The 12573-nt window shown below is 57.2% G+C and carries 12 protein-coding genes; 7 read left to right on the top strand and 5 right to left on the bottom strand.

Annotated features, from left to right (window positions below; all coding sequences use genetic code 11):
• Window positions 1-77 precede the first annotated feature (77 nt).
• On the top strand, window positions 78-1406 hold the full coding sequence (locus AB4Y96_RS03610) for an aspartate aminotransferase family protein (RefSeq protein WP_441915701.1): 1329 nt from the start codon (window positions 78-80) through the stop codon (window positions 1404-1406).
• On the opposite strand, the gene AB4Y96_RS03615 is transcribed toward AB4Y96_RS03610, so the two are convergent.
• The gene (locus AB4Y96_RS03615; RefSeq protein WP_441915703.1) at window positions 1403-2617 is read right to left on the bottom strand and encodes an ROK family protein; all 1215 of its coding nucleotides are present in this window, start codon (window positions 2615-2617) and stop codon (window positions 1403-1405) included. The two genes, AB4Y96_RS03610 and AB4Y96_RS03615, sit on opposite strands and share 4 nt — an antisense overlap.
• Window positions 2618-2835: 218 nt before the next feature.
• Between AB4Y96_RS03615 and AB4Y96_RS03620 the strand changes: the two genes are divergently transcribed.
• The 6 genes from AB4Y96_RS03620 to AB4Y96_RS03645 all read left to right on the top strand — a co-directional run bounded on the left by AB4Y96_RS03620 (window position 2836) and on the right by AB4Y96_RS03645 (window position 8910).
• Window positions 2836-4074, top strand: a complete 1239-nt coding sequence (locus AB4Y96_RS03620; protein WP_091882978.1) for an extracellular solute-binding protein — start codon at window positions 2836-2838, stop codon at window positions 4072-4074.
• Between the two features lie 78 nt (window positions 4075-4152).
• Window positions 4153-5034 (top strand): carbohydrate ABC transporter permease, encoded by an 882-nt coding sequence (locus tag AB4Y96_RS03625; RefSeq protein WP_091882981.1) that lies wholly within the window; start codon window positions 4153-4155, stop codon window positions 5032-5034.
• Window positions 5034-5879 carry a carbohydrate ABC transporter permease gene (locus AB4Y96_RS03630; protein ID WP_091882984.1) on the top strand — a complete coding sequence of 282 codons (846 nt, stop codon included), beginning with the start codon at window positions 5034-5036 and terminating at the stop codon, window positions 5877-5879. Before AB4Y96_RS03625 ends, AB4Y96_RS03630 begins: the two co-directional genes overlap by 1 nt.
• A 2-nt stretch (window positions 5880-5881) precedes the next feature.
• Complete coding sequence (locus AB4Y96_RS03635) at window positions 5882-6898, top strand: SIS domain-containing protein (protein WP_441915705.1); 1017 nt, start codon at window positions 5882-5884, stop codon at window positions 6896-6898.
• Between the two features lie 3 nt (window positions 6899-6901).
• Window positions 6902-7837: a PfkB family carbohydrate kinase gene (locus tag AB4Y96_RS03640; RefSeq protein WP_441915707.1), complete on the top strand. Its 936-nt coding sequence runs from the start codon at window positions 6902-6904 to the stop codon at window positions 7835-7837.
• Window positions 7834-8910: an ABC transporter ATP-binding protein gene (locus AB4Y96_RS03645; RefSeq protein WP_441915709.1), complete on the top strand. Its 1077-nt coding sequence runs from the start codon at window positions 7834-7836 to the stop codon at window positions 8908-8910. Before AB4Y96_RS03640 ends, AB4Y96_RS03645 begins: the two co-directional genes overlap by 4 nt.
• On the opposite strand, the gene AB4Y96_RS03650 is transcribed toward AB4Y96_RS03645, so the two are convergent.
• The 4 genes from AB4Y96_RS03650 to AB4Y96_RS03665 form a co-directional block, all read right to left on the bottom strand.
• Entirely contained in the window at window positions 8907-9809 is a 903-nt protein-coding gene (locus tag AB4Y96_RS03650) for an AraC family transcriptional regulator (RefSeq protein WP_441915711.1), read from the bottom strand. The genes AB4Y96_RS03645 and AB4Y96_RS03650 overlap by 4 nt on opposite strands.
• Before the next feature lie 136 nt (window positions 9810-9945).
• Window positions 9946-10872, bottom strand: a complete 927-nt coding sequence (locus tag AB4Y96_RS03655; protein WP_441915713.1) for an ABC transporter ATP-binding protein — start codon at window positions 10870-10872, stop codon at window positions 9946-9948.
• Complete coding sequence (locus tag AB4Y96_RS03660; RefSeq protein ID WP_441915715.1) at window positions 10869-11684, bottom strand: ABC transporter ATP-binding protein; 816 nt, start codon at window positions 11682-11684, stop codon at window positions 10869-10871. The genes AB4Y96_RS03655 and AB4Y96_RS03660 overlap by 4 nt, the downstream gene beginning before the upstream one ends.
• The gene (locus AB4Y96_RS03665) at window positions 11681-12571 is read right to left on the bottom strand and encodes an ABC transporter permease (RefSeq protein ID WP_441915717.1); all 891 of its coding nucleotides are present in this window, start codon (window positions 12569-12571) and stop codon (window positions 11681-11683) included. The genes AB4Y96_RS03660 and AB4Y96_RS03665 overlap by 4 nt, the downstream gene beginning before the upstream one ends.
• Window positions 12572-12573: the final 2 nt, after the last annotated feature.

The following is a 12573-nucleotide window of genomic DNA, read 5'->3' on the forward strand; positions in this document are numbered from 1 at the left end:
TGTTATAGAATCACAGAAAAGGACTTGTTGGCAAATAGAAAGCATGGCTCCCTAACCGGAGAAGAGGAGCTTCCACCATGCTGATGAGCAATACCCCGTCACTCGAAAATTACTGGATGCCCTTTACGGCGAACCGGCAGTTCAAGGCGGCACCACGCCTGCTCGCCTCCGCCAAGGGCATGTATTACACCGATATCGATGGCGGACAGGTGCTCGATGGCACGGCGGGACTCTGGTGTGTCAATGCTGGCCATGGCCGCGAAAAGATCGCCGATGCGGTGGCGCGCCAGTTGGTGACCATGGACTACGCACCCTCGTTCCAGATGGGACATCCGCTCGCATTCGACTTTGCTGAAAAGCTTGCAGCACGCGCGCCCGGTGGCAAGAAGGCTGGACTGACAAAAGTGTTCTTCACCGGTTCCGGTTCGGAGTCGGTTGATACGGCGCTCAAGATCGCCATCGCCTATCAGCGTGCCATCGGTCAGGGCACACGCACGCGCGTCATTGGCCGCGAACGCGGTTATCACGGCGTCGGCTTTGGCGGTATCTCCGTCGGCGGGTTGGTCAATAATCGCCGCGTGTTCCCGCTTCTGCCGGGCACCGACCATATCCGCCATACACATGATCCCGTGCGCAATACCTTCGTCAAAGGTCTGCCTGAGCATGGCGCTGATCTGGCTGACGATCTGGAACGGCTGGTCGCGCTGCATGGCGCCGAGACCATTGCCGCTGTTATTGTCGAGCCTGTTGCCGGATCAACCGGCGTTCTCCTGCCGCCAAAGGGTTATCTGGAACGGTTGCGTGCGATCAGCCAGAAACACGGCATTCTTCTGATTTTTGATGAAGTCATCACCGGTTTTGGCCGTCTTGGCACACCCTTTGCTGTCGATTATTTCGGCGTCGTGCCTGATCTCGTCACCACCGCCAAGGGGCTGACCAATGGTGCCGTGCCGATGGGTGCTGTATTTGCCAGCGAAACTATTCACGATGCGCTGATGCACGGCCCTGAAAATCAGATCGAGCTTTTCCACGGCTATACCTATTCCGGCCATCCCGTTGCCTGTGCCGCCGGTCTGGCCACGCTTGAAGTCTATGAAGAGGAGGGCCTGCTCACCCGCGCCGCTGACATGGCTGAGCATTGGCAGGATGCACTCCATAGCCTCAAGGGTCTTGCGAACGTCGTTGATATCCGCACGATTGGTCTTGTCGCTGGTATTGAACTCACATCACGCCCCGATGCAGTCGGCGCGCGCGGTTATGACGTCTTCACCGACTGCTTCAAGAAGGGTTTGCTGGTGCGCGTCACCGGCGACATCATCGCTCTTTCGCCGCCGCTGATCGTCGAGAAAGAACAGATCGATACTATCGTGTCGATGCTGGGTGACGCGATCAAAGACGCAGCTTAAGGCGTTTTCAGAATTGCCGAGAAGCGCGGATCGAACGCCCGCGCGATCGGTTCCGCTGCCGCTCCCAAGGCAACCGACCAAGGATCAGCGAGCCCTGCCTGCAGGCGGGGCTCGGGGTAACGCAGCGCCCGGTCGGCGATAGACGGCAAGATGGGTTCCATGCGCGTGATAAGGCTGTCGATCAACACCTTCGGCGCTCCTCCACACAAAATCGTGGTTTGGGGATCAAAAATGGATTCCAGCATCTGCACCGTGCGGCGCAGGCGATCCGCAGCATTGTCGATCCAGCGTTCCACCACGGGTCCGCCCTTGACCACCGCATCGGTGACAAGTTCGAACAGCTTCGGATCAGATCGATCGAGCCCCAGCACATTGCATAGCGAGGCCATGGATGTGTAATGCTCCAACGGCTCCACATCCGCACCGTCACCCGGTGCCAGCGCCAGCATCATGCCGATCTCGCCAGCATTGGAATAAGCGCCGCCATAAATCTCGCCGTTGAGGATCAACCCGGCGCCAAGACCATAGCCAAGATAGATGCAGACCACATGATCAAGGCCGTGCGCAGCCCCCATCAATCGCTCCGCAGTTGCAGCGGCAGAAGCGTCGTTCTGCAAGGCGACCTCAAGGCCAGTGCCTTCGGCAATCCGCTCAACCAGCGGAAAATTCTGCCACGCGGTCATCATCCATGGATCATCGTAAAGCTCGTTGATACCGAACGGCCCCGGCATGGCGAGGCCAAGGCCAACGAGCTTTCGCGCCGCCTGCGGGTATTGTGCGGTCAGCGCCTCGCGGGCCTTTTCGACGAGATCAAGAATAACGACGACACCTTCGGCTGGGCCACCGGCTGGTAGCTTGGACTCAAACTGCACGAGCACATCGCCAACAAGATTGACAATCACCGCTCGCGTGATGTGCCGGTCAATCTGCAGACCGATGGCAAAGGCCCCTTCGGGCACAAGTTGATAGGGCGTCGCGGGCTGGCCGCGTCCTTTGCGGACGCTCGCCTGTGATTGTACAAGTCCGTCACTGGCCAGTTCTTCAATGATGTTGGAGACTGTCTGCGGCGTCAGTCCGGTCGCTCGTGCAAGATCGGCACGGGACAGCGCACCATTCACCCGCAAAGCATCAATCATGATGCGCCGGTTATGTGCACTGGCACCACCCAGATTGGTTCCGCTCTTCGCCCGGATCGATTTTCTCGCGTCCATTCTGTCCCCTCTTGACACCAGAACAATATTGATCAAGAAATAAGTCAAGACAATTGATTTAATGCAAAAGACCACAAGAGTCTTGGGGAATGTGAGCACTGGCTGGGCGTAACACGTCACGGGCAGATCCTGAACAAGAAAAGCTCCCGGACTGTGACGACCAATCGGCGCCGTCTATAATGGATGGTGCGCGAGCTACAAGGCCAATAGGAGGTATCATGTTGAAATCCATTCAGACAGCGCTTCTAAGCGCGACCCTTTTGGGAGCGGCGCTCGCCTCTCCTGCCCACGCGGAAACCAAGATCAATGCCCTGTTCATGGCACAGGCCGCCTATAGCGAGGCGGATGTGCGTGCGATGACCGAAGCCTTCACCAAGGCCAATCCTGATGTGACCGTCAATCTCGAATTTGTTCCCTATGAAGGCCTGCACGACAAGACCGTTTTGGCGCAGGGCTCCGGCGGCGGTTACGACGTTGTTCTGTTCGATGTGATCTGGCCTGCGGAATACGCCACCAACAAGGTGTTGCTTGACGTATCGGACAAGATCACCGGCGACATGAAAACGGGCGTTCTCCCCGGCGCATGGACGACCGTCGAATATCAGGGCAAGCGCTACGGCATGCCGTGGATTCTCGATACCAAATATCTTTTCTACAACAAGGAAATCCTCGAAAAGGCAGGGATCAAGAACCCGCCAAAGACTTGGGGCGAACTCGCCGAACAGGCCAAGATCATCAAGGACAAGGGTTTGCTGGCAACGCCGATCGCCTGGAGCTGGTCACAGGCGGAAGCTGCCATTTGCGATTACACCACGCTGGTCAGCGCCTATGGCGGCAGCTTCATCAAGGATGGCAAGCCGGTGTTCCAGACAGGTGGCGGTCTTGATGCACTCAACTATATGGTCGACAGCTATAAGTCTGGCCTGACCAACCCCAATTCCAAGGAATTCCTTGAGGAGGATGTACGCCGGGTATTCCAGAATGGCGAAGCCGCTTTCGCGCTCAACTGGACCTATATGTACAATATGGCCAATGACCCGAAGGACAGCAAGGTCGCGGGTAAGGTTGGCGTGGTTCCGGCCCCCGGCATTGATGGCAAGAGCACGGTTTCAGCCGTCAATGGCTCCATGGGGCTCGGCATCACCTCCACCAGCAAACACCCTGACGAAGCGTGGAAATACATCACTTTCATGACCTCCCAGCAGACGCAGAACCAGTATGCCAAGCTGAGCCTGCCCATCTGGGCATCGTCCTATACGGATCCGGCCGTATCCAAGGGGCAGGAAGAACTGATTGCAGCGGCCAAGCAAAGCCTTGCCGCCATGTATCCACGCCCGACAACGCCAAAGTATCAGGAACTGTCGACCGCGCTGCAACAGGCTGTTCAGGAATCGCTGCTCGGCCAGAGCAAGCCTGAGGATGCGCTGAAAACCGCCGCTGAGAACAGCGGTCTTTGATGCAACCATACGGGCGGCAGAAACAGTGCTGCCGCCCGTATCTTTCTCAATGATTGATATTGTGGCAGGCTGATTTTTATGACGAGCAATTGGATTACGACCCGCGCGTGGCTTCTGATGTTGCCACTCCTCATCGTCATGATCGCGATTATCGGCTGGCCGCTTGTCGATACGGTGCGCCTGTCCTTCACCGATGCCAAACTGGTTGGCACCGAAGGGAATTTCGTCGGCATCGACAATTACGTGAAAATCCTGTCCGGCTCCAATTTCCAGCGTACATTGATCACCACCACGCTGTTCGCCGTCCTCTCCGTTGCGGCGGAAATGGTGATCGGCGTTCTGGCCGCCTTGCTCCTGAACCAGCAGTTTTATGGCCGCTCCGTGCTGCGAGCGTTGATGATCCTGCCATGGGCATTGCCTACGGTGGTCAATGCGACTTTGTGGCGGCTGATCTACAATCCTGAATATGGTGCCCTCAACGCTGCGCTGACGCAGATCGGCCTTCTCGACACCTATCGGTCGTGGCTGGGGGAGCCCGGCACTGCGTTGACCGCGTTGATCGTTGCCGATTGCTGGAAGAACTTTCCACTGGTGGCCCTCATCGCACTGGCGGCACTTCAAGCTGTTCCTCGCGATATCACCGCAGCGTCCATGGTGGACGGTGCCGGTGCATGGTCGCGTTTCCGCTTCGTCATCATGCCCTATCTCGCAGGCCCGCTGATGGTTGCGCTGGTTCTGCGCACCATCGAAGCCTTCAAGGTGTTTGACATTATCTGGGTGATGACCCGTGGCGGTCCCGCCAATAGCACCCGCACCCTGTCGATCCTCGTTTATCAGGAAGCATTCTCGTTCCAGCGAGCGGGTTCTGGTGCATCGCTTGCATTGATTGTCACGCTTCTCGTCACCATTCTTGCCGTGGCCTATGCGGCGCTCATCCGCAAAAGCGCAGGAGCCTCCTGATGGAACGCCGCAGCCTGACAGCCACCATCTTTGTTTATATAGCGGCGCTACTGCTGGCAGCAGTTATTCTTGCGCCTGTGGTCTGGCTGTTCATCATGAGCATTTCTTCGACCACCGACCTCATTACCAAGCCGCTGCGCTGGTGGCCTGAGACCATCGATTTGTCGCGCTATGGTGTTCTCCTGTCGAGTGCTGCCAACAGTGCGGGTGAAGCATTCGTTGCCTCGCTGTTCAACAGCCTTGAGGTGGCAGGCATGGCAACAGCGGCTGCGCTTCTTGTCGCTATCCCCTCCGCATGGGCTGTATCACGCACACCAAGTGTCGGCTGGTCGCTTTATGCGGTAATCGCCACCTATATGCTGCCGCCCGTCGCCTTGGCTGTGCCGCTTTACATGGCGTTGTCGTGGCTCGGGCTTCTGAACAATGTTTTCGGGCTGGCATTGGTTTACCTCACGATCCTCGCACCCTTCACCACATGGCTGATGAAATCCGGCTTCGATTCCATTCCGCGCGAGATTGAGAGCGCCGCCACCGTTGACGGCGCGCGACTTGACCAGATCCTGCGCCTGATCACCCTGCCCTTGGCTGCTCCTGTCATGGCAACCGCCGCGCTCTTTGCCTTTCTGCTTGCGTGGGATGAATTCTTCTATGCCCTGCTGTTCACCTCTGACCAGCGGGCAAAAACCCTCACCGTCGCCATTGCCGATCTCGCGGGCGGGCGGGTCTCCGATTATGGACTGATAGCCACAGCGGGTGTGCTGGCCGCCTTGCCGCCGCTGATCATCGGTCTCTTTATGCAGCGTGCCCTGATTTCAGGCCTGACCAATGGCGGCGTCAAAGGATAAGTATGACTTCTGATACAAACCGGCCAGCGGGCCTTGTGGCAATCGAAAAGGAAATGGCACGGCAGAATGCCGATGCAATTGCTTCCTTTGAAGCCGCTGCACCGCTTGCCGCAACAATCGCCCAATCGCTGCGCAAGACCGGCCGCCTTCTCCTGCTTGGCATGGGCGGTTCTCACGCTGTTAGCCGTGCCGTTGAGCCGCTCTATCGCAGCTTGGGTATTGATGCCGTCGCCATGCCTTTGTCGGAGCAGCTTGGCCAGCCCGTGCCCATTGCCGGTAAAACAATTCTTGTGACCTCCCAGTCAGGCGAAAGCGCTGAAGTGCTGCGCTGGTTTGATGAGGCCGGGATTGCCCCTGATACGTTTGGGCTGACGCTCGAAGGCGGGTCAACGCTGGCCCGCACCGTGCCTTCACTGGTTGGTGCCGGTGGAACTGAAAACGCTTTCGCTGCCACCCGCAGTCTCACCGTCAGCTTTGCGCTGCATCTTGCCGTGCTGGCCGCGCTTGGCGACGATCCGTCGGCTGCGCTGAAGCTCCTTGAAGAAGGCAGCAAACCCGACATTGATGCTGCCGTTAAGACACTGAGTGGAGTTTCATCCGTCGTCACATCAGGTCGCCGTTTGCAGGGTGTTGCCGAAGCCATTGCGCTGGGGCTGACGGAGTTGTCACGGATTCCCTGCTTCTCATTGGAAGGCGGGCAGCTGCGTCACGGTCCAATGGAAATGCTCGGACCAAAAATTGGCGTGGTGCTGTTTCGCGCCAAGGATGCCACGGCTGAACTCGTCGCAAGAATGGCAATCTCCGCATCCGAGGCTGGATCACCTGTCGTCGTGTTTGACGCATCAGGCGAAGCACCGATTGATGGAGCGACAACTGTAAATGTCGGTGAAGCCACCGATATCGCAGCCATCTTCGCTCTTCTGCCTGCCGCTCAGCGTTTCATGATCGCTTTCTCAGGTGAGCGCGTAGCCGATGTCGGAACGCCCGTTCGCTCGACCAAGATTACACGGAGCGAATGAGACATGCGTCCACTGGCCGTTATTGGAAATGTGAATGTTGACCTGATCCTCGGGCCTGCCGATCCCTGGCCGACGCCCGGAACCGAGATCATGGTTGATTATGACGAACTGCGTGTTGGTGGTTCTGCCGGTAATTCGGCCCTGACCTGGGAAGGACTAGGCATCGATTTCCAGATCGCCGCCAATGTCGGGACTGACCAGTTCGGCGAATGGCTGCACAAGGAATTTGGGGAACGGGGTAAGCGCTGGCCGATTGCTCCAACCGGAACCACTCTTTCTGTCGGCATCACCCATCCCAATGGTGAGCGCACATTCTTCACCACGCGTGGACATCTCGGCGCGCTTTCATGGCCGGAAGTGCTTGATATGCTCGATGTCAGGCAGTTGCGCGGCGGTTACATCCTTCTGTGCGGATCATTCCTGACCGACACACTGGTCGCAGATTACGATGCGCTGTTCGATTGGGCCGATGATAACGATATTCGCATTGCACTGGATACGGGCTGGCCAATCGGCGGCTGGACAGAGGCCAATCGCGCGGCGACCCGCAAATGGCTATCGCGCTGCCATTGCGCCCTGTTCAATGAAGTGGAAACAACTCGCCTTGCCAATAGTGTTGAGCCTGCCGATGCCGCGCACAAACTCAAGGCGCTGATGCCGGACAATGCGATTGTCGTGGTCAAATGCGGACCGGATGGGGCATTGGCCATTGGCTCGGATAATGAGTTGGTAAAAACCGATGCGCCGCCGGTTTTCGTTGCCGATACGATCGGTGCTGGTGATGTTTTCAACGCGGCTTTTCTGGCAGCTCTCGCCAGAGAAATGCCGCTGCAGCAATGCATCGCCGCCGGTGTCCATGTGGCTTCCAAAGCCATTTCAACCATACCGCGCCGCTATGACAGCCATGACCTCGATACTATGCCGGAGAATGCGCTATGAGCGCCCTTGAACTCGTTGACATCCGCAAGCGCTACGGCACGATAGAAACCCTGAAGGGCATTGATCTCTCGCTGGCAAGCGGTGAGTTTCTGGTACTCCTCGGTTCATCCGGCTGCGGAAAATCCACACTTCTGAACATTATCGCCGGACTGGCCGAGGCGACGGAAGGTGATGTTCGTATTGGCGACCGCTCGGTGACGGGCGTGCATCCGAAGGATCGCGACATCGCCATGGTGTTCCAATCCTACGCGCTCTACCCAAACATGTCCGTAGCACGCAACATCGGTTTCGGGCTGGAAATGCGCAAGGTTCCGGCGGAAGAGCGCACGGAGGCCATCCAGAAGACCGCCAAAATCCTGCAGATCGAGAATCTGCTTGAACGCAAACCCTCCGAACTCTCAGGCGGCCAGCGCCAACGCGTTGCCATCGGAAGGGCTTTGGTGCGCAACCCGCAAATCTTTCTCTTCGACGAGCCGCTTTCCAACCTTGATGCCAAACTGCGCATGGAAATGCGCACGGAACTCAAACGTCTGCATCTGATGCTGGGAACCACGATTGTCTATGTGACCCACGATCAGATCGAGGCAATGACCCTTGCAACACGGATCGCGGTGATGCGCGACGGCCAGATCGAACAGTTGGCAACGCCGGATGAGGTTTATAACCGCCCCGCTACACGGTATGTGGCCAGCTTTGTCGGGTCGCCGCCAATGAACATGCTGGAAGCAACCGTGGCTGACGGAGTGGCTCATATTGACGGGTCGATCGGCAGTTTCGTCTTGCCGGAAGAGATCAGGGAAAAGGCCGGTCAGGTGCGTGATGTGGTGATCGGCATCCGCCCGGAAAGCCTCAGCCTCGCAGCATCGGGAGATACGGCGCTGGGCATTGATGCGATGGTGGAAGTGGTTGAACTGACAGGCCCGGAACTGGTTGTTACCTCAACCATCGGCAATCAGCGCTTAACCGCCAGCCTGCCGCCAAAATCCAGCATCACGGCAGGGGCTGCCCAACGTTTCGCCATCGATGCCGGTGCCCTGCATATTTTTGACAAGGCAACCGGCAAGCGACTTTAACCCTCGAGCAGATAGTCCGGCATGTCTTTCAACCGGGCTATATCGCGCAGTGGTGGCTGACCGAAGAGACGCGCATATTCACGGCTGAACTGTGACGGACTGTCGTAGCCAACCGTATGACCGGCTGTTGCCGCATCCAATGACTGGCTGAGGATCAGTCGGCGGGCTTCCTGCAGCCGCAACTGCTTCTGATATTGCAGCGGGCTCATCGATGTCACCGCCTTGAAGTGCTGGTGGAACGAAGACGGGCTCATATTGGCTTCGGATGCCACATGCTCAATGCGCAATGTCTTGCGGAAGTTGCGCTTGATCAGCCCGATTGCCTTGTTCACCTGATGCAGACGGCTTTCCGACTGCGCTATCTGGCGCAAACGCCCTGACTGTTCACCGGTCAGCAGCCGATAGAGCAACTCCCGCTCGGTGAGCGGTGCCAGCATCGGAATGTCTTTTGGCGAGTCGAGAAGGCGAATGAGGCGCACGACATTATCAAGCAGTTCCGGTCCCATGGGATTGAGCGACATGCCCCGGTCTGGAAGCTGGTTGCCGAAACTTTCCTTCGGCGCTTCAAGCAGCAATGCACTGAGCATGGTGGGGTCGAGATCAAGTTTCATGGAGAGATAGGGCTCGTCCTCCGATGCCTCGATGACATGACCAACAATGGGAAGGTCAACAGACACGGTCAGGTAGGTTGCCTTGTCGTAGTAATAGACTTCATCGCCAAGCATTGTCCGCTTGCGCCCTTGCGCGATGACGCAGACGGCAGGTTCGTGGACAACATGGTTCGGTTCAGTCGGGGCCGTGGCGCGCGCGAGATTCAAACGCGGAATATCCGTCGAAAACAGGCCATCGGCGCCCGTATGCTTTTCGATCAATTGTGCAAGTTCGGTGATTTTGTCCACGGCCGGTCTCCTCGGATAACACCCGCCCAATCTAGGTACTATTACGCACGCGAACCAGAGCCGGAACATCGGCTTTGGCCCAATTTGGAGGATTGTGCAATCATCCGGCAGTTTCAGTCAATCGCAAGGAGGCGTTTTACGCCGCACGCGTGCTCGCCACCTGACGGATGAAATGGTCCTGATCAATGGCAATGACACGATCCTGCGGAACCGCAGACAAACGCCTGACCTCCTCGACATCCGCAGCCTTCAATTGGGCCTTTGGATCATCGAACCGCATTTCTGGGTCTGGTACGGCTGACAGGAGAAGCTTGGTATAGGGATGCTGCGGATTATCGATGACCTTGTTGACGTTACCCCACTCAACGATCTGCCCTGCATACATGACGACAATATCTTCCGCGACATAGCGGGCCGTGGCGATATCATGGGTGATGTAAAGCAGCGCCAGCTTCATATCACGCTTCATCTCATTGAGCAGATTGAGCACACCTAGCCGCACCGAAACATCGAGCATGGAGGTGGGCTCATCAGCAACAATCACTTCAGCACCGACCGCGAGAGTACGGGCAATGTTGACACGCTGGCGCTGGCCGCCGGAAAGTTCGTGCGGATGTTTCTGCGCAACAATTCTTGGATCGAGCTTGACCCGGGTCAGCAGTTCTTCAATCGCCGCATCGACCTGTTTGCCCCTGAGATCACGCCGGTGCAGTTGTAACGGACGGCGCAGATGATAGTCAATCGTGTGAGCCGGATTGAGCGAGGAAAAGGGGTCCTGAAAGATCATCTGGACTGAACGGCGATAGGCGGCGAGCGCTGACGCATTATCCGTTGAAACGGGCTTGCCCTTGAACAGCAACTGGCCGTCGCTTGGTGTATATTCCCGCATCACCAGCCGTGCGCAGGTGGTCTTGCCGCTGCCGGATTCGCCTACGAGCGCAAGGGTTCTGCCCGCATGTAACTCAAAGGAAACCGACTGTGCAGCGTTCACCTGAAACGGCGGGCGGCCAAAGGATTTCGACACACGGTCAAGCGCGAGGATAGCAGAATGCGGCTCGCTCATGTCGGCACCCTTTCCATAACCGGTTCACCATGCAGCGACGGGAAGGAAGCCCAGAGTTTCTTTGTATAGTCGTGCTGCGKATCACCGTAGATTTTCTCGGCGGTATTCTGCTCAACCAGTTTGCCTGCCAGCATAATGCCAATGCGGTCGCAGAACTGCACCATCAGGCCGAGATCATGGGTGATGAACAATACCGAAAAGCCGAAAGTGCGGCGCAGTTCATTGATGCGTTGCAGGATTTCCCGTTGCACCACCACGTCGAGCGCCGTCGTCGGCTCGTCCATGACGACGATCTTCGGGTTCAGCGAAAGGCAGATGGCAATGACGATACGCTGACGCATGCCACCGGAAAATTGGTGCGGATAATCCTTCATACGATCCGGCGGGATATCGACAAGACGGAGCATTTCCGCAGTGCGCTCGCGTGCTTGCGCCTTGCTCATCCCTTGGTGCGTGCGCAGCACATCATAGAACTGCGCTTCAATACGCAGCACCGGATTGAGAGAATTCATTGCGCTCTGGAATACCATGGCAACTTCCCGCCAGCGAAAATCACGCAGCTGCGCCGGATTGAGGTCAAGGACATCCCTGCCCTCCAGCAATATCTGGCCGGAGCGGATCAGCGCCGGAGGTTTGTGCAAGCGACTGATGGCAAAGGCAATCGTGCTTTTGCCGCAACCGGATTCACCGGCAAGTCCAAACGTCTCACCATGGGCCACGTCAAAACTGACATCATCCACAGCGCGAAAATCTGTCTTGTCGCCAATATAGTCGATGGTGAGGTTCTTCACCTGAAGCAGAGGCGTAGTCACAGGCGGCCCTCCCCGGAACGGATGAGCGCCGACCAGCGGCTCATACTGTTTCCTGTCCGAAGACGCGGATTGGCGATCTCATCCACGGCAAAATTCAACAGCGAAAGCCCGATGCCGAGAAGCGCGAGCGCGAAACAGGGCGTGAGAATATCCCACCACGCACCAACCGACAGGGCGGAGGCCTTTTGCGCATTATAAAGCATCATACCCCATGACACGGTCTTGGGATCGCCGAGACCAAGAAATTCCAGTGTCGCTTCGGTGATAATGGCAAAAATAACGCTGCCAATGAAATTGATGCCAACGATGGAAATCAGGTTCGGAAAGATTTCAAAGGTCATGATGCGCCAGCGCGGCTCGCCCATCATCTCGGCGGACTTGACAAAATCCTTTTGCTTGACGGAAAGCGTCTCCGCACGGGTCACGCGTGCGCCCCACGCCCACGACGTAAGCCCAAGAATAACGGCTATAACCAGCGGACTGGCCTGTCCGATGAATGAAGCAAGCACGAGGAGGAGCGGCAGGTTGGGAACAACCAGCACCATATTGGTGAAGAAGCTGATGACTTCATCGGTCTTGCCGCCGCGATAACCGGCAATAATACCAAGCGCAGTGCCTAGCACCGTGATTATTAGTCCGGCACCGAAACCCACCGCGAGCGATGTTCTTGCTCCGTAAATCAGGCGGGCGAACACATCTTGCCCGATGCGCGTCGTGCCAAGCCAATGGTCAGCTGATGGCGGCTGATGCGGCCTGCCAACACGCGCGGCGGGATTATATTCTGTCAGAAGTGGTGCCGCGAGGGCAATCAGCATGATGATCAAAAGGATGATCATCCCGACAAGTGCTTTGCGGTTGCGGACAAGTCCGGCAATGAGTGTTTTCATGG

Origin of the sequence: Phyllobacterium sp. TAF24, from assembly GCF_052113785.1 — a bacterium.
GTDB lineage: Bacteria > Pseudomonadota > Alphaproteobacteria > Rhizobiales > Rhizobiaceae > Phyllobacterium.